Raw genomic sequence first — 17,365 nt, 5'->3', positions numbered from 1 at the left:
CACGACCATCAGCCCCGGATGCGCTCCGCTTATCCGGGCTACGCATCCGCACCCCGTCGTCCCTACGAACGCCGGAAGCCGTGACCGCTGTTACGAATCACCAATCCCGAATCCCGAATCCCGAATCCCGGCTTTATTCAATCGCCTCGTCCAGAACCAGCTGCCGCACGAAGCGTACCGGCGGGGCGCCGTAGGACAGCACCTGGTCGTGGTAGGCCTTGAGGTCGAAGGCCTCGCCGCGCTGCTGCTCCACCGCCTTGCGCATGTCGAAGTGCTCCTGCACGCCGACGAAGTAGGTCGGCAGCTGGGCCGAGGTCAGCTGCGCGCGCACCCACTTGCCCGCGGCCTCACGCTCCTGCTGGAAGGTCTGGCGCACCATCAGGTCCATGGCCTGCTCGCGGGTCCAGCCGTCCACGTGCACGCCCTGGTCGAGGATCGCGTTGGCGATGGTGCGCAGGTAGAACTTCAGCTGCACCAGGCGGAGCAGCGGGTCGTTGTCGAGGTAGCCGGCGTCGGCCATCACCTTCTCGGTGTAGACCGCCCAGCCCTCGGCGAACATGCCCGAGCGCATCACCGCGCGCAGGGTCGAGGGATGGCGCGCCGAGTGCCAGCCTTCCAGGTAGTGGCCTGGCGTGCCCTCGTGGATGCTCAGCAGGTGGATCATGCGCGAGTTGTATTCGCGCAGGAACGAATCGACCTGTTCGCTGCTCCATTCGTCGGGGATCGGCGAGACCGCGTAGAAGGTCTTGAGGTTCTTGTCCAGCGGACCGGGCGAGTCGCAGTAGGCCACCGCCACGCCGCGCTGGAACTCCGGCATCTCGATGATCTCCACCGGCGCATCGGGCAGGGTGACCAGGTCCTTCTGCTTCACGAACTCGGTGGCCTGGGCCAGCGCCGCCTCGGCGTCAGGAACAACGCGGTCGCGTGCCGGGCGCTCGGCATAGGCCAGCTCCAGCGCGGCCTCGATCGCGGCCTGCTGCTGCTCCGGCGTCGGAGCATCCGGCAGCGCCGGCGCACCGTCGCGGTCGGCCAGCACGGTGCGGGCAATGCCGTACATCTCGCCGCGCACGCGCTCCAGCTCGCTCTCGGCGCGCTGCTTGATCTCCGCGCGCGACAGCGAGGACAGCAGGGCGAACTGCAGTTTGCGGTCGTACAGCTCGGCGCCGATGCGGAAGTCGCCCTTCGCGTTCGGGACCAGGGTCTTGTCGAGCCACTCCTGGTGTTCGGCGACCGCGGCGCGCAGGCCTTCGATCGCGGCTTCGGCGACCTGGCGGTCGGCTGCTTCCAGCTGGTCCAGCGACGGGGTGATGAAGGCATCGACCAGGCCCAGCAGGCCGGCGTTCTGGCGGGCCACGGTCTCGGCGTGGATCTTCGGTACCCGTGCCGGGTCCAGGTTCGCGCGTGCCTGTTGCAGCAGGGCGGGAATCTTCTGCATGCGCGCGGTGGCGGACTTGAGCCGCTCCGGCAGCGGCGCGAACTCGCGCGCCATCAGGCCGTAGATCGCGCCGCCCGCCAGCTCGCTGTACAGCTGCGGATCCCAGGCCCAGGACTGATAGGTCTCCTCGCTCCACAGGTCGTACTCGAGCTGGTTGCGCAGGATCGCGGCGTCGACCTGGTTCTCGCGCGACAGGCTGGCGATATCCAGCGCGTCCAGCTCCGACAGCAGGCCCCGGGTGAACTCGACCCCCTGGCGGCGGCCTTCGGCCGAGAGGTCGTCGAGCTCGCCGTCGTAGCGGTGCTCGCCGATCTGGGTGGCGCTGATCGGCGACAGCTTCATCCAGCCGTCGAGCGCGCGCTGGGACAGGTCGGCAAAGGCCGCGTCGGCCTGGCTGGGCGCGGCGGCGGAGGCGGCGCTGGCCGCGCTGTCGGTGGGCTCGGTCTTCTGGCAGGCGGCCAGCGGGGCGAGCAGGGCGAGGGCGAGCAGGCAGGGACGCAGCTTGGGGTTCATGTCGGCGGCAGGTGTGGAATCCCCCGAGCATAGGCCGGGAGTCACGCGCCTGCCCCCTGCCATTGGATTACCGGCCCTGCAGGCATAGGCTGGCCGCACCACACCGGGAGGAGTGCCATGAAATACGAGGGAAGCTGCCACTGCGGCGGGATCGCCTTCACCGCCGAAGGCGAGATCGAGCAGGTGATCGACTGCAACTGTTCCATGTGCCGGCGCCGTGGCGGCCTGCTGTGGTTCGTGCCGGCGACGTCATTCCAGCTGGCAACGCAGCCAGAGCAGATGCGGACCTACCTGTTCAACAGCCGCCACATCGAGCACCACTTCTGCCCGGTCTGCGGCATCTCGCCCTACAGCGAGGCCACCAACAAGGAGGGGGCGCGGATGATGGCGGTCAACGTGCGCTGCCTGCCGGAGGTGGACCTGGGCGCGCTGACGGTGGTGCAGGTCGACGGCGCCAGCATGTAGCTGCCCTGGGCCGGGGAGGAACTACTCCTCCTCGGGCTCGAACTCGATCACCAGGCCCATCCGCACCGCCAGTTCCTCCACCGCCTCGCGCACGCGCCGGGCGGTGTAGTCGTTGGGGGCCTCCACTTCCAGGTCATGGGCGCCCGGACCGATGTCGTCGGACAGGCCGGCGGAACTGGAATCCTCGTCGTCCAGGCGCGGCATCAGGTCAGCGACCTCCTCGACATGCTCGATGCCCTCGATGCTCTGCAGCAGGTCGGACACTGCACGCAGGTCATCATGGCTGCCGATGATGCGTAGGCGTAGCTGGGGCATGGCTGGCTCTCCTGGTCTGTGCCAGCGAGCCTAGCCACGCCGGTTTCAAGGCCGGGTGAGGAGCCGCGGGGTCAGGCCCTGCGCCTGCGCACGCCCGGGGTCCGGCGACCCGGTTCGTCCGCCCACGGCGCCGCCTGCGCCTCCTGCTTGATCCAGTCGATGAAGCGCGACGCCGCCGGCGACAGCGGCCGGTGCGCCGGGTACACGGCGTAGTAGGAGAACCGTGCCTTCATGACTGGCCCCGGCAGCCTCACCAGCTCGCCGCGCTGGAGCCAGTCCAGCACCAGGTGCCGCCGGGCCAGGGTCGCGCCGATGCCGAACGCCGCCGCGCGCAGCGCATCGGCGCTGTCGCTGAAGTTGTGCATCGCCGGTAGCTCCAGGCCGCGCACGCCGGCGGCGCGGAACCAGTCGCGCCAGCCCTGCTGGGTGAGGTCGGAGATCAGCGGCAGGGTGGCGATCTGGCGTGGCTCGCGGATGGCCTCAACCCCGGGCAGGCGCGGCGAGGCGACCGGGAACATCGCATCGTCCATCAGGTGGTGGGCGACCAGGCCGGGCCACTGGCCCGGGCCGTAGCGCACGGCCAGGTCCGGGCCGCCCTCGTCGAAGCGCGCGAACACCGGGGTGCTGTCGATCTCCAGGCGGATGTCCGGGTGCGCCGCGAGGAAGGCCGCAAGCCGCGGCAGCAGCCAGCAGTGCACCAGCGAGTGCACGGTGCTGATCTTGAGCACGCGGGTGCCCGCGTCGGGCTTCAGGTTGGCCGCGACCGCCGAGACATCGGCCAGCGCGGTGGTGGCCGCATCTGCCAGCTGGCGGCCCTCGGGCGTCAGGGTGACGCCGCGTGCGTGGCGCTGGAACAGGGTGGAGCCGAGCAGCGATTCCAGCTTGCGCACGTGGTGGCTGACCGCGCTGGCGGTCAGGTGCAGCTCCTCGGCGGCATGGGCGAAGTTCTGGTGGCGCGCGGCGGCGGCGAACACGGCCAGCGCGGGCAGCAGGGCAGGGCGGATGACCATGGAGACGCAAACCAGATTTGTGGCTCACCCCGATACTACGCGCTTGTCCCACATGCGGCCGGGGCGGAAGCTGTCGCCATCGCAAGCGGTGCCTTGATGTCCGGAAACGGCGAGGAACAGGGCGGGCACCGGCGCAGCATCTTCCCCGAGGCCACTGCGCCGCATGGCGCCAGGCTGGCCGTACCGAGACACAAGGAGATACCGATGGATGGCACCAAGCAATGCCTGGAGGCCGGCGTGTCGCCCGCGCCCGTTGCAGTCGCCCCCGCCTGGCGCACCCCGCTGGAGCTGCTCGTGCTGGGCGCGGTCTGGGGCGGGTCGTTCCTGTTCATGCGCGTGGCCGCGCCGGAGTTCGGCCCGTATGCGCTGGTGGAGCTGCGGCTGGCGCTGGGTGCGCTGGTGCTGCTGCCGTTCCTGTGGCTGGCGCGTGCGCAGTTCCCGCTGCGCATCTGGCCGAAGCTGGCGGCGATCGGCGTGGTCAACTCGGCGGTGCCGTTCCTGCTGTTCGCCTGGGCGGCGCAGCGCGCACCGGCGGCGATAGGCGCGATCTGCAACGCGATGGTCGTGCTGTTCGCCGCGCTGGTTGCGTACCTGGCCTTCGGCGAGAAGATCGGCACCCGTCGCGCGCTGGCGCTGCTGACCGGCTTCATCGGCGTGGTCGTGCTGGCCACGGCCAAGGTGTCGGGCCTGAGCGTCGGGCCTGCGGTGATCGCCGGCGCGAGCGCGGCCTTCCTCTACGGTGTCGGCCTGAACCTGGTGAAGCGGTACATGGCCGGCCTGCCGCCGGCGGCTTCGGCGGCGATCACCCTGGGCTGCTCGGCGGTGCTGCTGCTGCCGCTGGCGATCGCCCACTGGCCGGCGCAGGAAGTGTCGGTGCAGGCCTGGGGCGCCACCATCGGCCTGGGCGTGCTGTGCACCGGACTGGCCTTCATCTACTTCTACGGCCTGATCCACCGCATCGGTGCGGGCCGCACCTCGACCGTGACCTACCTGGTGCCGCTGTTCGGCGCGCTGTTCGCCTGGCTGTTCCTGGGTGAGCCGGTCACCCCGACCATGCTGCTGGCCGGCGCGATGATCCTGGGCAGCGTGGCGATCAGCCAGCGCGCCAGCTGAGCGGAGGCAGCATGCGGTAGCGGCGGCTCAGGCGAACACCGCCCGGGCCGTGCCACCGGCTGGCGCGCCTGCTCAGTTGGCGACCACCCGCACCGGCAGCATCACGTTGCACAGGTCGATGTGGCCGGCCGGGCGCTTGTAGAAGTCGTCGCGGCGGTTGCGTCGCGCTTCCACCAGCTCGGCGAAGGCGGCGCTGTCGGTGCGCAGGGCCTGGATGTGGAGGCGCTCGTCCGCGGGCAGCTCGCTGGCCAGGCGCACCGAGCGGATCGGGGTACGCTGTGCGGGATCCTCGTAGAAGCCCATGGGCTCCGGTCCGCGCGGCAGCGAGCTGAGCAGTTCGATGCCTTTGACCACGCGCCCGACCAGGGTGATGTTGCGGTCCAGCTGGCGCGGGGACTGGCCGATCACCGCATAGAGTTCGGCGCCGATGCTGCTGTCCGGCTCGGCGTTGCGGCCGGCGCCCACCATGCCGTAGCAGTGCGCCAGCCAGGCCTTGCCCTCGCGCGGGTCGCGGCCGGCGGGAAAGCCGTCGGCGAAGCCGACTTCCGCGGCCCAACCGTCGGCATCCGGCAGGCGGTCGAACACCAGCCCGGCGGCGGCGCGCTCGAACTCGGCCGGCAGCTTGCGCTCGGCCTGACCGAGGTCCCTGGCCTTTTCCGGCTCCTCGCCCTCGGCATCGCCGAACTGGGCGACGAAGTTGTCCTGCACGCGGTAGATGCTGGTGCCGTCCCAGAAGTGGCCGCGCGCCAGGGTGGCGATGTTCCTGGCATGGGCCGGGGCGAACGCCGGCGCCAGCTCGATCACCACCCGGCCGGCGTCCAAGTCCATGTAAAGGGTGCGCTCCGGGTCCAGGTCGCGCCAGGCCGAGAGCGGCGCATCGGCGAGGATCTGCTGGACCCCGCGGGTTTGGCCCTCGGCGAACGAGGGGGCGGCAACGGCGGCGCACAGGGCGCAGGCGAGCAGGGCGGGGCGCAGCAGCGGCATGGGCGTCACCGTCGGGGGATGTCGCCCGGATTCTGGCCTGCGACGGGCGCCCCGGACCAGCCCGCCAGGCCGGGTGACTATCGGCACATCCGCTATACCGAACTTGATAATAGATTGGCCTCGAGCCTGCCGCGGGCAGGCGAGGAGCGATTCCATGGTCGATATCGAGGCACAGCTGAAGAAGTTCCAGAAGGAGCTCAGCGCCGGGACCGTGTCGCTGACCCTGCTGGCGGTGCTGGCCCGGGCCAGCGAGCCGCTGTACGGCTACCTCATCGCCAAGCGCCTGGAGCAGGTGGGCGGCGGGGTGCTGGCCGGCAAGCAGAGCGCGCTGTACCCGGTGCTGCGCAACCTGGAGGGCGCGGGACTGCTGGACAGCCACGTCGAGCCGTCCGACGCCGGGCCGCCGCGCCGCTGCTACCGCATCACCGCCGACGGGCGCGAGGTCCTGTCGCAATGGGCCGCCGCCTGGCGCGCCACCCGTGATTCCGTCGATTCCGTCCTGGAGGGGGTAACCGCATGAACGCCACGCACGGCCGGCCGCTGCCGACCACCATCCCGCAATACCTGGAGCAGCTGCGCGAGGCACTGCGCGGCGCCGATCCGGCGATGGTCCAGGACGCCCTGTACGACGCCGAGGAATACCTGCGCTCGGAGCTGGCCGAACAGGCAGGCCGCGACGAGGCCGAGGTGATCGCCTCGGTCGCCGGCAGCTACGGCGCGCCGGAGGAGGTCGCCGACATCTACCGCGAAACCGAGGTCACCGTGAACCGCGCCCTGCGCCCGCCGCGTCCGCCGAAGCGGCGCTCGCTGCTGGGGCGGTTCTTCGGCGTGGCCGCCGATCCGTACACCTACGGCGCGTTGTTCTACATGCTGCTGTCGCTGGCGACCGGCGTCTTCTACTTCACCTGGGTGGTCACCGGCGTTTCCACCTCGGTGGGCCTGCTGATCCTGATCATCGGCGTGCCGCTGCTGCTGCTGTTCCTGCTGTCGGTGCGGCTGCTGTCGCTGGTGGAAGGGCGTATCGTCGAAGTGCTGCTGGGCGTACGCATGCCGCGGCGGCCGCCGTACACCCAGCGCGACAAGCCCTGGCTGACCCGCATCGGCGAGCTGTTCACCGATGGCCGCACCTGGACCGCCATGGCGTACCTGCTGGTGATGCTGCCGCTGGGCACCGCGTACTTCAGCGCCACCGTGACCCTGCTGGCGGTCAGCCTGTCGCTGCTGGTCGCGCCGGTGGCCATGGCTTTCGGCTGGACCGGCCCGGGTATCTACCTGGAGGGGCTGCACGTCGCCCTGGCGGAAAGCTGGCTGGGCGCGCTGCTGGCATTCGCCGCCGGCCTGCTGCTGCTGTTCGTGACCCTGCACCTGGCGCGACTGGTCGGTCACTTCCACGGCTGGCTGGCCAAGCACCTGCTGGTGCGCAACCCGCTGGTCTGAGTCGCAGCTCCCGGCCGGCGTCCAGCCGGCCGGCTTTTCCAGAACGCCCTTCACCGCATGCCGCAAGCAGGAGGTCGCATGTCCGGGAATAACGCATCGGCTTCATGAAGACCGAAAGCGCCGATGGCGGGGACTGGATGGCCGGGCTGGCGATCGCCGGCCGCCTGCCGTACCTGGAGGGCGACATCGAGACCACCGAGGGCATGTCGCGATCATGCTGTCCAACCGCAACCGCGATGCCTCGCTGGGGATCACCGATACGAGCAAGCGGCCGGCCGCGCATCCGCATCGGCGTGGATGCCGCCGACGTGCCGGGGGCGAGGTGCTCGATGCCGAAGGCAAGGTGGTGGACCAGCCGCCCACCGGCCGACGCTCCGGAGCCGGCAAGAAGAAAGGCCGCCCGTGGGGCGGCCTTTCCTTTCAAGCGACGCGGTGGGTGGCTCAGTCGTGCGCGTACTTGCGGATGAACTCGCGCACCAGCGGATAGACCTTCTCGCGCCAGCGGCGGCCGCTGAAGATGCCGTAATGGCCCGCCCCCTCGACGGTCAGGTGCTGCTGGTGCGCCTTGGCGATGCCGGTGCACAGGTCGTGCGCGGCCTCGGTCTGGCCCTGGCCGGAGATGTCGTCCAGCTCGCCCTCGATGGTGAACAGGGCGGTGCCCTTGATCGCCGCCGGGTCGACCCGCTCGCCATTGACCACCCACTCGCCGCGCGGCAGCAGGAACTCCTGGAACACGATGCGGATGGTGTCCAGGTAGTACTCGGCGGGCATGTCCAGCACCGCGTTGTACTCGTCGTAGAAGCGGCGGTGCGCCTCGGCGTCCTCGAGGTCGCCCTTGACCAGGTTCGAGTAGAAGTCCCAGTGCGACATGAAGTGGCGGCTGGGATTCATCGCCAGGAAGCCGGCGTGCTGCAGGAAACCCGGGTACACGTCGCGGCCCTGGCCCGGGTACGGCGGCGGCACCGTGTGGATGACGTTGTTCTCGAACCAGGACAGCGGATTGCGCGTGGCCAGGTTGTTGACAGCGGTGGGGCTGCGGCGGGCGTCGATCGGGCCGCCCATCACCACCAGCGAGCGCGGGATCGGCTCGCCACGCGCGGCCATCAGCGACACCGCGGCCAGCACCGGCACCGTCGGCTGGCACACGCTGATCACGTGCAGGTCGCGCGCGCCGATGTGGCGGATGAAGTCCTCGATGTAGGCGATGTAGTCGTCCAGGCCGAAGGAGCCGGCCTCGACCGGCACCATGCGCGCATCGACCCAGTCGGTCACGTAGACCTTGTGGTCCTGCAGCAGGGTGGTGACGGTATCGCGCAGCAGGGTGGCGTGGTGGCCGGACAGCGGTGCGACCACCAGGACCACCGGGTCGTCCTTCATCGCGGCGATGGTCGCGGCGTCGTCGCTGTAGCGCTTGAAGCGCACCAGGCGGCAGAACGGCTTGCGCAGGCGCTCCTGTTCCAGCACCGGGACCTGGCGGCCCTCGACCTGCACCTCGTGGATGTTCCAGAGCGGCTTCTCGTAATCCTTGCCGAGCCGGTGCACCAGTTCGTTGCCGGCGGCGATCCGCTCGGCGCCCGGCAGCTGGGCGGCCCAGCTGGAGGGATCGGAGAAGATGCGCGCGTTGGCCTCCGCCAGATGGACCCAGGGGGCCATCATGGCGCGGTTCAATTCATGCAGTTGGTAGAGCATGGACGGTCCACGCTTGGAGTCTGGCTGTTGCATTGCAACATCCTAACCGAAAGCCGTATGCGCAATGTGGGCGTCGCAGGTGCGCTGAGACGAAGTCTTCAGGTTCAGCGCTGGGGCAGGGGGATGAACTCCGGATCGCCTTCGATCGTCCCGAAGCGGCCTTCCAGCCAGTCCTGCTTGGCCTGCTCGATCCGCTCCTTGGAGCTGGACACGAAGTTCCACCACAGGTGGCGGTGGCCATCCAGCGGCTCGCCGCCCAGCAGCATCGCCTTGAGCGGGGTGAGGGCGCGCAGCACCGGACGGCTGCCGCGGTCCGGGAGGATCAGGTGCCGTGCGGGGATGTCCTTGCCATCGAGCTGGGCTTCGCCCTCGAGGATGTAGAGCGCGCGCTCGGCATGGCCGCTGTCGAGCACCAGTTCCGCATCCGGCTGCAGGTCGATGGCCACGTTGAGGGTGTCGGCGAACACCTTGACCGGCGACTCCTCCCCATAGGCGCGTCCGGCGAGGACCCGTACCCAGGCCCCGTCGCGCTGCTGCTGCGGCAGGGTGGCGGCGGGGTGGTGGAAGAAGGCCGGATCGGTCTCCTCGTGCGCCTTCGGCAGCGCCACCCAGGTCTGCATGCCATGGGCCTGGCTGCCGGTGACGCGCTCGCTGGCCGGGGTGCGCTCGGAATGGCTGATGCCGCGGCCGGCGGTCATCCAGTTGATGTCGCCCGGGCGGATCACCTGGTCCGAACCCAGCGAGTCGCGGTGGTGGATGGCGCCGTCCCACAGGAAGGTCACCGTGGCCAGGCCGATGTGCGGATGCGGGCGCACGTCCATGCCATGGCCGCGTTCGAACACCACCGGGCCCATGTGGTCGACGAACACGAACGGACCGACGCTGCGCGCCTGCAGGGTCGGTACCGCGCGGCGTACCAGGAATCCGTTGCCGAGGTCGTGGACGCGGGGTTCGACGATCGTGGTCATGGCGGGCTCCGGCGGATGACGGGGCGCAGCATTGCATGCCCCGCGCCGCGGTGCGCGCCCCGCGGCCGCGACGGTGCTTTCCGCAGGCCGCCACCGCCGTACGGTTCTGCACGGAGCGCGCGCACTGCCGCCGCGGGTTGGCCGCCGCGACTTGCCGCTACAATCGACCGGCTTTCCAGCCCCCGAACCGGAGACCCCACACAGTGACCCGCAAGCTTGTCCTGCTGCGCCACGGCCAGAGCCAGTGGAACCTCGAGAACCGCTTCACCGGCTGGGTCGACGTCGACCTGACCGAACAGGGCCGCGCCGAGGCCGCCGCCGGTGGCCGGCTGATGCGCGAGGAAGGCCTGCGCTTCGACGTGGCCTATACCTCCACCCTCAAGCGCGCCATCCGCACCCTCAACCTCGCCCTGGGCGAGCTGGACCAGGACTGGATCCCGGTGCACAAGAGCTGGCGCCTCAACGAGCGCCACTACGGCGCGCTGCAGGGCCTGGACAAGGCCGAGACCGCGGCCAAGCACGGCGAGGAGCAGGTCAAGATCTGGCGCCGCTCGTACGACATCCCGCCGCCGGCGATGGATCCGTCCGATGCCGGCCACCCGGCCAACGATCCGCGCTACACCGGCCTGGACCGCAACGCGCTGCCGTCGACCGAGTCGCTGGCCACCACCCTGGACCGCGTGCTGCCGTACTGGCACGACGCCATCGCCCCGTCGCTGAAGTCGGGCAAGACGGTGCTGGTCGCCGCGCACGGCAACTCGCTGCGCGCGCTGTACAAGTACCTCAACAACGTCTCGAAGGAAGAAATCCTCGAGCTCAACATCCCCACCGGCATCCCGCTGCAGTTCGAGCTGGACGACGAGCTCAACGTGGTCTCGTACCGCTACCTCGGCGATCCGGAGGCCGCGGCCCGCGCCGCCGCCGCGGTCGCCGCCCAGGGCAAGGCCAAGTAAGCAATCCGAAACACCCGGCTCCGGCCGGGTGTTTCGTTTTGTGGGAGCGGAAACCCATGCGTATCCAGCGATCCCGCGCGCGGCTTGGCGGCGGTCTTGCGATCACGGTCGTGCTCGCCTTGCAGGCCGTGCTCGGCTTCGGCTGCCATGGCCAGGACCTGCACGCGTTCGCCGTCGGCCTGGCGATCTTCGTGCTGCCGCCCCTGGTCCCGGCGCTGGTATCGCTGTTCACCGCCAATCCGCTGCGGGCCGTCGGTGCCTGTGCGCTGTTCGCGCCATGGCTGCTGTGGGCCGGCTACGTGGACTGCATCCGGCCCGATGCGGGCGGCGGGGCGTCCATGGCCTATGTGCCGGTGCTGCTGTACGGCTTTCCAAGCGCGGTGCTGGGCGCACTGCTGGCCGGGCCGGTGTGTCGCCGGCAGGGCCTCGCCATCGATCCCTGATCGCGCCGTTTCCTGCGGACGCAGGGCGTAGCGCTTGCGTAATGAGAGCGATTCGCATTTAATGCGCACAGCAGCTCCACCCAGGACGGCCGCAGGGATCAGCGACCGCGAATGCAGCGCCGGGAAGGCGCGGCGCTCCAAGGCAGCAGGCTGCATGTACCCGGTCCGGGACGCGTAAGGCGCCTGGGCAGGGCGTTTCCCGCTGCCGCCACCGCCATGCCATCCGTTGCCCACACGTCCAGGCCTGCCCGGATCCGCTTCCGGCCCGCCTGCGTGCGCCCGGCGGGTGATTGGCGACCGGCCTTTCCCGCCTTCCCGGAGCCTGCCGTGAGTCCTCGCTGTAACCCGCTGCTTCCCGTCCCCATGCCCGTCCTGGTGCCTGCCCGCCGCCGCAGCGCCGTCGCCGTGCGCGCGGTCCTGGCCGGCCTGGCCCTGTCCGCCCCGGCCATGCCCGCCTGGGCGGAAGAGGGCGGTGAGCCCGCCGCCACCGAGCTGGACGCGGTGCTGGTGGTCGCGCAGCGCGCCAGCCGCGCCAGCAGCGGTGCCACCAACCTGGACCTGGAGATCCGCGAGACCCCGCAGTCGATCAGCGTGGTGTCGTCGGAGCAGATGCGGGCCTTCGGTGCCGACAGCGTCAACGAGGCCCTGCGCCTGGCCACCGGCGTGCAGGTGGACGAGTGGGAGACCAACCGCACCAGCTACAGCTCGCGCGGCTTCGACATCCTCAACACCCAGGTCGATGGCGTCGGCATGCCGAACAGCTGGGGCATCTCCACCGGTGCGTTCGACACCGCCGGCTACGAGAAGGTGGAGGTGATCCGTGGCGCCAACGGCCTGCTGACCGGCGTCGGCAACGCCGCCGGCACCATCAATTACGTGCGCAAGCGTCCGACCAACGAGCGCGAGGCTTCGCTGGGGATCAGCCGCGGTTCCTGGAACACGCTGCGCGCCGAGGCCGACTACTCGACCCCGTTCACCGCCGACGGCCGCTGGGCCGGGCGGGTGGTCGCCGCGCACGAGCAGGGCGATTCCTGGTTGCGCGCCAACAGCAACGAACGCGACTTCGCCTATGGCGTGGTCGATGGCCAGGTCGGCGAGGACGGCACCCTGGCGGTGGGCTGGTCGTACCAGCGTGCGAAGTCCGACGGGATCATGTGGGGGGCGCTGCTGTTCGGCAACAACGACGGCACCCAGGCGCAATGGCCAACCAGCGCCACCACCACCCAGGACTGGACGTACTGGAACACCACCAACCACATGGCCTTCGTCGAGTACAGCCATCGCCTCGGCGAGGCCTGGCAGCTGAAGGCCGCCTACAACTACCGCTACTCCAGCGGCGACGACCGCATGTTCTATGCCTACGAGGGCGCCGACGGACTGGATCCGGATACCGGGCTTGGCCTGTACGGCTATCCGTGGGGCGGGGCGGACGAGTCCACCGCGCACCTGGGCTCGCTGGTGCTGGACGGGCGCTTCCAGTGGCTGGGTCGCGAGCACGAGCTGGTGCTGGGCACCAGCCTGGGACGCAGCGCAACCGATGGCTGGGAGTACGCGGCCGATCCGGCGTCGCCGGGCTGGGGCCCGATGCCGGCCTTCCCGTATCCCACCGATGCCATCCCGGAACCGGCCTGGGGCGGGCGCGAACTGTACTCGGTGCTGGACCAGCGCCTGCAACGCGTGTTCGGCGCGACCCGGATCGCGGTGAGCGAGCGCTTCAAGGCCATCCTCGGCGCCAACTTCGCCAGCTACCGGCGCAGCGGCAGCCTGTACGGCGCACCGTTCGACCAGGCCACGCGCCACACCAGTCCCTATGCCGGCCTGACCTACGACTTCAGCGACCAGGTCATGGGCTACGTCAGCTACTCGGACCTGTACCAGCCGCAGGACCAGGTGGACGAGGACGACCGCTACCTGGATCCCAGCAAGGGCGTGAACTACGAGGCCGGAGTCAAGGCCGGCTGGCTCGACGGCCGCCTGCTCACCACCATCGCGGTGTTCAGGGCCGACCAGCAGGGCCTGGCCACGCCGGTGGGCTTCAACGAGCTGGGCAGCTACATCTACGCCGGCGTGGACGTGGAGTCGCGCGGCATCGAGCTGGAAGCCACAGGCCGCATCACCGACTGGCTGGAACTGGTCGCCGGCTATACCGCGCTGGAGCTGGATGGCCTGGACGGCGCGGACACCTATGCCTGGGTGCCGCGGCGCAGCGCCAACCTGCTGCTCAGCGGCCGCCTGCCCGGGCACGAGGCGTTCTCGTGGGGCGTGGGTGGGCGCTGGCAGTCGCGCATCGCCAACGGTACGGTCAGCCAGGACGGCCACGCGGTGGTCAACGCCTACGCGGCCTGGGATTTCCTGCCCAACGCCAGCGTGCGGCTCAACGCCGGCAACCTCGGCGACCAGAAGTACATCAACACCCTGCGCTACGGCGCCGGCTACTACGGTGCCCCGCGCAACTACACCCTGAGCCTGGACTGGCGTTTCTGACGCCGGTTCCATCGGAGACGCAGCCATGCATGCCACGTCCATCCACTCACGCCATCCACGCCTGGAACTGGCCGCGCGGGTCGGCGCCGGCGTGCTTGGTGGCTATGCGTTCGCCTGGGGCCTGATCGCCGCTTCCACCGCGCTGCTGTGCAGGGCCGGCATGGATTTCCACGACGCCGAGTTCCTCGGCAGCGCACTGGGCCTGCTGGCATGGCTGGTGGTGCTGCTGGGCGCGGTCTCCGGGCGCCGCAACCCGGCATGGGCGTGGTTGGGCCTGCTGGGTGGCGGTGCGCTGCTGGCGGCGCTGGGCTCGTTCGTGCAGTCGACCATCGCCTGAGGGGGCATCGCATGTTCAACAACTTCCGCCAGGCGATGGCATGGCTGCATACCTGGTTCGGGCTGGTGCTTGGATTCGTCCTGATGGCCGCGTTCTTCTTCGGCGCGCTGTCGGTGTTCGACCGCGAGATCGACCGCTGGGCGCTGCCAGCCACGCGCTTCGAGCCGCAGCCCATGCCCTCGTTCGAAAAGGTGCTGCGGCCGGCATTCGAGCGGCTGCAGCCGGACCCGGCCCTGGTCGACGCCATGCGCCCGCGCGTGGACGGGCCGATGCCGGAGCGCTTCGACCGCATCGCCTACTGGAGCGCCTACACCACCCATCGCGACCCGGTGCTGGCGGTCTACGCCGGCTACGAGGTGCCGGGCGCGAAGGACCCGGACGAGCAGCTGTACGCGCTGGGCACCATCGACCCGCGTGACGGCAGGCCGCTGCCGGACGACCAGCTGAAGATCGGCAGCGGGTTCTTCTACCCGATGCACTACAGCCTGACGGTGGACTGGAAGAACCTCGGCTTCTGGATCGTCGGCCTGGCCGCGATGGCGATGCTGGCGGCCCTGGTGAGCGGCATCGTCCTGCACCGCAGGATATTCCGCGAGCTGTTCACCTTCCGCCCCGGCAAGGCGCGCCTGCGCAGCGTGCTGGACCTGCACAACCTCACCGGCGTGGTCGCGTTGCCGTTCCACTTCTTCTTCGCCTTCACCGGCCTGCTGATCTTCGCTTCGACCTACTACTTCCCGGTCGGCCACACCCAGCTGCACGACCTGCACGAGCTGCACGAGAAGCACGAGGCCGCGGCGCTGGGCCTGCCGCACGGCCGCTCCGGCGTGCCGGCCGGTCTGGCCAACGTGGACGCGATGGTCGCCGAGGCGCAGCGGCGCTGGGAGGCGCGCGGCATGGCCGGTGACGTCGGCTTCCTGGTGCTGCAGCACGTGGGCGACGCCAATGGCTACGTCAGCGTGTACCGCGCCGGCACCGACCGCATCGCCCTGGTCGGGCAGGGCATCCATTTCAAGGCCGATACCGGCCAGCTGCTGCGCGAGGATCCGCCGGCCACGCCGGCCGGGCGCGTGGCGGAGTTCCTCACCGGCCTGCACCTGCAGCACTTCCGCCACTGGCTGCTGCGCTGGCTGTACGTGCTGGGCGGGCTCACCGGCGCGGTGTGCATCGCAACCGGCTTCCTGTTCTTCGTGGAGAAGCGCAAGCGCCAGCATGCGGTACATGGGCGCCAGGGCGCGCGCATCGTCGATGCGCTCGCGGTCGCATCGGTGACCGGCATGGTCCTGGCGACGCTGGCGATCCTGGTCGCCAACCGCCTGCTGCCGGAATCCTTGCCGGGACGCGGCGACTGGGAGCGCTGGGCGTTCTGGGGCACCTGGCTGGCGTCGCTGCTGCATGCGGCCTGGCGCAGTGCGCCGGTGGCACGCTGCCTGCCCAATCCGGCCTGGCGCGAGCAGGCCTGGGCCGTCGCGGTGCTGGCGGTCTGCGCGCCGCTGCTCAACTGGATCACCACGGGCGACCACCTGCTGCGCACCGTAGGCGCCGGCTACTGGCCGGTCGCGGGCATCGATCTCTCGTTGCTGGCGGTAGCCGGCACCTCCGCCCTGGTCGCGCGGCACCTGGGCCGCCGCGCCGATGCCCGGGCCGCGGCGATGGTGGCCGGTGGCACCGACGCGCCGCACGGGGAGACGGCACGTGCCTGACGCCGTCCTGCATCTGGCGACCCTGCTGGGCTGTGTCGTCGGCCTGGGCTGGCTGGCGCTGGCGATGGAAGCGCACGCACGCCAGGCCTGGGGCAGGGCGCTGGCGCCGGGCCAGGCCCGCCTGTTGCGGGTGCTTGGCGGCGTGGCGCTGGCAGCTGCGCTGCTGGCGGCGCTGGCCGCCGACCACGCCAGCATGGCCGTGCTGGTGTGGGTGATGGCCCTGGCCGCAGGAGCGCTGGCGGTGGCGTTCACCCTGGCCTGGCGTGCGCGCTGGATGCGCTGGCTGGTGCCGTGGGCCGGCGCCGCGGTCAGGCCGGCTGCAGCAGCAACTGCCAGTAGCCGACGTCGATCCAGCGGTCCTGCTTGAATCCGACCCGGGTGGCACTGCGGATCGGCATGCGGGCTCCGGTGCGGGGGCGGCAGGGGGGAGGCTGGCGCGGGCAGCGCGGGCCGTCAGGTGTGGATCAGCCGCCCGCCCGCGAAGGACCAGTTCTCCCAGCTGGTTTCCTTGAAGCACACCATCACCTGCTCCGGATCCAGGCCCTGCGCTGCCAGCCGTTCCATCAGGTCGGCCAGCAGCCGCCTCTTCACCTTCACGCTGCGGCCTACCGACCACAGGATCTCGACCAGGACGAAGTCCTCGCCGCGTGGCGAGCCGACGTCGGGATAGCTGGGGTCGTAGCGGAAGTCGGCCGCGTCCAGCTCGATCACCCGCTGGAAACGGTCGGTCTCGGGGACCCGGATGCGACCAGGGCGGCGTGTACGGCGTCGAGCACGCCGGACTTGAAGGTGTCCGGCTTCGGCTTGCGGACGGTGACGGTAACGAGGGGCATCGGCGCTCTCCTGTTCGCGTTCCTGGTCGCAGGATACGCCGGCCGCGCCTGCGCGAGGTTCAATCCAGGCCGCGGGCCATGAACACGTTGAAGTCCGTGGCCACGTAGTCGCCGAATGCGTCGCACCAGGAAAAGCCGTTGCGCAGGTACAGCGCATGCGCCGGATCGAAGGCCGGGCCCGCGCCGGTTTCCAGCAGCAGGCGCGCGTAATCGCGTTCGCGTGCCGTGGCCACGATCCGGTCCAGCAGCGCCTGGCCGACGCCGCGGCGCAGGAAGGCCGCGCGCGTGCGCATCGACTTGATCTCGCCGCTGCGCGCGTCCAGTTCCTTCAGCGCGCCACAGCCGCACAGGGCGCCATCGTCCCAGGCGGTCCAGAAGGTGACCCCGGGCGCACGCAGGCTGTCGATCGCCAGCGCGTGGACGTGGCCCGGCGGCGAATTGCCATGCATGCCGGCCAGGTGCTCGGCGACCAGTGCCTGCACCTCGGGCGAGGAGAGATCGTCCTGGCGGATATGAAGGCTCATGCGGCGACCCCGGATCCGGGCACCGGTGCGCGGGCCGGTGCCAACAGTGTTCCAGTGCTGGACATCCTCTCCTCCGTCGGGTGACAGGCTGCCAACGGGACAGCCGCCGTAGCCGGCGGCGCCTCCGGGCCTGGTGGGGTCGCCAGGGGCAGGGCGGCCCGA

Annotated in this window: 18 protein-coding genes; 10 read left to right on the top strand and 8 right to left on the bottom strand. The window is 70.4% G+C overall.

Annotation, left to right across the window (positions count from 1 at the left end):
- Nucleotides 1-133: 133 nt before the first annotated feature.
- Nucleotides 134-1,936 (bottom strand): DUF885 domain-containing protein, encoded by a 1,803-nt coding sequence (locus PSESU_RS09550; protein ID WP_041764790.1) that lies wholly within the window; start codon nucleotides 1,934-1,936, stop codon nucleotides 134-136.
- Between the two features lie 129 nt (nucleotides 1,937-2,065).
- On the opposite strand from PSESU_RS09550, the gene PSESU_RS09545 reads away from it, so the two are divergent.
- Nucleotides 2,066-2,413 (top strand): GFA family protein, encoded by a 348-nt coding sequence (locus tag PSESU_RS09545; RefSeq protein WP_013535568.1) that lies wholly within the window; start codon nucleotides 2,066-2,068, stop codon nucleotides 2,411-2,413.
- A 21-nt stretch (nucleotides 2,414-2,434) separates the two neighbouring features.
- Here PSESU_RS09545 and PSESU_RS09540 read toward each other — a convergent pair whose 3' ends face one another.
- Both PSESU_RS09540 and PSESU_RS09535 read right to left on the bottom strand, forming a co-directional pair.
- The gene (locus PSESU_RS09540) at nucleotides 2,435-2,728 is read right to left on the bottom strand and encodes a hypothetical protein (RefSeq protein WP_013535567.1); all 294 of its coding nucleotides are present in this window, start codon (nucleotides 2,726-2,728) and stop codon (nucleotides 2,435-2,437) included.
- A 71-nt stretch (nucleotides 2,729-2,799) separates the two neighbouring features.
- Complete coding sequence (locus PSESU_RS09535) at nucleotides 2,800-3,738, bottom strand: LysR substrate-binding domain-containing protein (protein WP_013535566.1); 939 nt, start codon at nucleotides 3,736-3,738, stop codon at nucleotides 2,800-2,802.
- 204 nt (nucleotides 3,739-3,942) lie between these two features.
- On the opposite strand from PSESU_RS09535, the gene PSESU_RS09530 reads away from it, so the two are divergent.
- Nucleotides 3,943-4,851, top strand: a complete 909-nt coding sequence (locus tag PSESU_RS09530; RefSeq protein ID WP_013535565.1) for a DMT family transporter — start codon at nucleotides 3,943-3,945, stop codon at nucleotides 4,849-4,851.
- A gap of 72 nt (nucleotides 4,852-4,923) precedes the next feature.
- Here PSESU_RS09530 and PSESU_RS09525 read toward each other — a convergent pair whose 3' ends face one another.
- Nucleotides 4,924-5,835 (bottom strand): peptidylprolyl isomerase, encoded by a 912-nt coding sequence (locus PSESU_RS09525; protein WP_013535564.1) that lies wholly within the window; start codon nucleotides 5,833-5,835, stop codon nucleotides 4,924-4,926.
- Between the two features lie 154 nt (nucleotides 5,836-5,989).
- On the opposite strand from PSESU_RS09525, the gene PSESU_RS09520 reads away from it, so the two are divergent.
- Both PSESU_RS09520 and PSESU_RS09515 read left to right on the top strand, forming a co-directional pair.
- A complete protein-coding gene (locus PSESU_RS09520) occupies nucleotides 5,990-6,355 on the top strand; it encodes a PadR family transcriptional regulator (RefSeq protein WP_013535563.1) in 366 nt (121 codons plus the stop codon).
- The gene (locus tag PSESU_RS09515) at nucleotides 6,352-7,272 is read left to right on the top strand and encodes a sensor domain-containing protein (RefSeq protein WP_013535562.1); all 921 of its coding nucleotides are present in this window, start codon (nucleotides 6,352-6,354) and stop codon (nucleotides 7,270-7,272) included. Before PSESU_RS09520 ends, PSESU_RS09515 begins: the two co-directional genes overlap by 4 nt.
- 441 nt (nucleotides 7,273-7,713) lie before the next feature.
- Here the strand turns inward: PSESU_RS09515 and PSESU_RS09510 are convergent, their stop codons facing one another.
- Together PSESU_RS09510 and PSESU_RS09505 are read right to left on the bottom strand one after the other, a co-directional pair.
- Entirely contained in the window at nucleotides 7,714-8,961 is a 1,248-nt protein-coding gene (locus PSESU_RS09510) for a polyhydroxyalkanoate depolymerase (RefSeq protein WP_049782318.1), read from the bottom strand.
- A gap of 104 nt (nucleotides 8,962-9,065) precedes the next feature.
- Entirely contained in the window at nucleotides 9,066-9,929 is an 864-nt protein-coding gene (locus tag PSESU_RS09505) for a pirin family protein (RefSeq protein ID WP_013535560.1), read from the bottom strand.
- A 203-nt stretch (nucleotides 9,930-10,132) separates the two neighbouring features.
- On the opposite strand from PSESU_RS09505, the gene gpmA reads away from it, so the two are divergent.
- The 6 genes from gpmA to PSESU_RS09475 all read left to right on the top strand — a co-directional run bounded on the left by gpmA (nucleotide 10,133) and on the right by PSESU_RS09475 (nucleotide 16,213).
- Nucleotides 10,133-10,882: a 2,3-diphosphoglycerate-dependent phosphoglycerate mutase gene (gene gpmA / locus PSESU_RS09500; RefSeq protein ID WP_013535559.1), complete on the top strand. Its 750-nt coding sequence runs from the start codon at nucleotides 10,133-10,135 to the stop codon at nucleotides 10,880-10,882.
- Nucleotides 10,883-10,938: 56 nt separating this feature from the next.
- Nucleotides 10,939-11,325, top strand: a complete 387-nt coding sequence (locus PSESU_RS09495) for a hypothetical protein (protein WP_013535558.1) — start codon at nucleotides 10,939-10,941, stop codon at nucleotides 11,323-11,325.
- 327 nt (nucleotides 11,326-11,652) lie between these two features.
- Nucleotides 11,653-13,809 (top strand): TonB-dependent siderophore receptor, encoded by a 2,157-nt coding sequence (locus PSESU_RS09490; RefSeq protein WP_233275209.1) that lies wholly within the window; start codon nucleotides 11,653-11,655, stop codon nucleotides 13,807-13,809.
- Between the two features lie 25 nt (nucleotides 13,810-13,834).
- Nucleotides 13,835-14,146 carry a hypothetical protein gene (locus tag PSESU_RS09485; protein WP_013535556.1) on the top strand — a complete coding sequence of 104 codons (312 nt, stop codon included), beginning with the start codon at nucleotides 13,835-13,837 and terminating at the stop codon, nucleotides 14,144-14,146.
- 11 nt (nucleotides 14,147-14,157) lie between these two features.
- Nucleotides 14,158-15,846 (top strand): PepSY-associated TM helix domain-containing protein, encoded by a 1,689-nt coding sequence (locus tag PSESU_RS09480; protein WP_013535555.1) that lies wholly within the window; start codon nucleotides 14,158-14,160, stop codon nucleotides 15,844-15,846.
- Nucleotides 15,839-16,213: a DUF3325 domain-containing protein gene (locus PSESU_RS09475; RefSeq protein WP_013535554.1), complete on the top strand. Its 375-nt coding sequence runs from the start codon at nucleotides 15,839-15,841 to the stop codon at nucleotides 16,211-16,213. Before PSESU_RS09480 ends, PSESU_RS09475 begins: the two co-directional genes overlap by 8 nt.
- Nucleotides 16,214-16,299: 86 nt before the next feature.
- Here the strand turns inward: PSESU_RS09475 and PSESU_RS15705 are convergent, their stop codons facing one another.
- Nucleotides 16,300-16,557, bottom strand: a complete 258-nt coding sequence (locus tag PSESU_RS15705; protein WP_203415156.1) for a tautomerase family protein — start codon at nucleotides 16,555-16,557, stop codon at nucleotides 16,300-16,302.
- 181 nt (nucleotides 16,558-16,738) lie between these two features.
- On the bottom strand, nucleotides 16,739-17,203 hold the full coding sequence (locus tag PSESU_RS09465) for a GNAT family N-acetyltransferase (protein WP_041764070.1): 465 nt from the start codon (nucleotides 17,201-17,203) through the stop codon (nucleotides 16,739-16,741).
- Nucleotides 17,204-17,365: the final 162 nt, after the last annotated feature.

Origin of the sequence: Pseudoxanthomonas suwonensis 11-1, assembly GCF_000185965.1 — a bacterium.
GTDB lineage: Bacteria > Pseudomonadota > Gammaproteobacteria > Xanthomonadales > Xanthomonadaceae > Pseudoxanthomonas > Pseudoxanthomonas suwonensis_A.
Note: the sequence above shows the minus strand (reverse complement) of the source record. Positions and strands in the feature narration are given on the sequence as shown.

What these genes read in the sequence shown, in the direction of transcription:
- PSESU_RS09495 (WP_013535558.1), top strand. Translation starts at nt 10,939, where the DNA reads ATGCGTATCCAGCGATCCCGCGCGCGGCTTGGCGGCGGTCTTGCGATC.
- PSESU_RS09510 (WP_049782318.1), bottom strand. Translation starts at nt 8,961, where the DNA reads ATGCTCTACCAACTGCATGAATTGAACCGCGCCATGATGGCCCCCTGG.
- PSESU_RS09525 (WP_013535564.1), bottom strand. Translation starts at nt 5,835, where the DNA reads ATGCCGCTGCTGCGCCCCGCCCTGCTCGCCTGCGCCCTGTGCGCCGCC.
- PSESU_RS09505 (WP_013535560.1), bottom strand. Translation starts at nt 9,929, where the DNA reads ATGACCACGATCGTCGAACCCCGCGTCCACGACCTCGGCAACGGATTC.
- PSESU_RS09535 (WP_013535566.1), bottom strand. Translation starts at nt 3,738, where the DNA reads ATGGTCATCCGCCCTGCCCTGCTGCCCGCGCTGGCCGTGTTCGCCGCC.
- PSESU_RS09480 (WP_013535555.1), top strand. Translation starts at nt 14,158, where the DNA reads ATGTTCAACAACTTCCGCCAGGCGATGGCATGGCTGCATACCTGGTTC.
- PSESU_RS09520 (WP_013535563.1), top strand. Translation starts at nt 5,990, where the DNA reads ATGGTCGATATCGAGGCACAGCTGAAGAAGTTCCAGAAGGAGCTCAGC.
- PSESU_RS09485 (WP_013535556.1), top strand. Translation starts at nt 13,835, where the DNA reads ATGCATGCCACGTCCATCCACTCACGCCATCCACGCCTGGAACTGGCC.
- PSESU_RS09515 (WP_013535562.1), top strand. Translation starts at nt 6,352, where the DNA reads ATGAACGCCACGCACGGCCGGCCGCTGCCGACCACCATCCCGCAATAC.
- PSESU_RS09540 (WP_013535567.1), bottom strand. Translation starts at nt 2,728, where the DNA reads ATGCCCCAGCTACGCCTACGCATCATCGGCAGCCATGATGACCTGCGT.
- PSESU_RS09545 (WP_013535568.1), top strand. Translation starts at nt 2,066, where the DNA reads ATGAAATACGAGGGAAGCTGCCACTGCGGCGGGATCGCCTTCACCGCC.
- PSESU_RS09465 (WP_041764070.1), bottom strand. Translation starts at nt 17,203, where the DNA reads ATGAGCCTTCATATCCGCCAGGACGATCTCTCCTCGCCCGAGGTGCAG.
- PSESU_RS09530 (WP_013535565.1), top strand. Translation starts at nt 3,943, where the DNA reads ATGGATGGCACCAAGCAATGCCTGGAGGCCGGCGTGTCGCCCGCGCCC.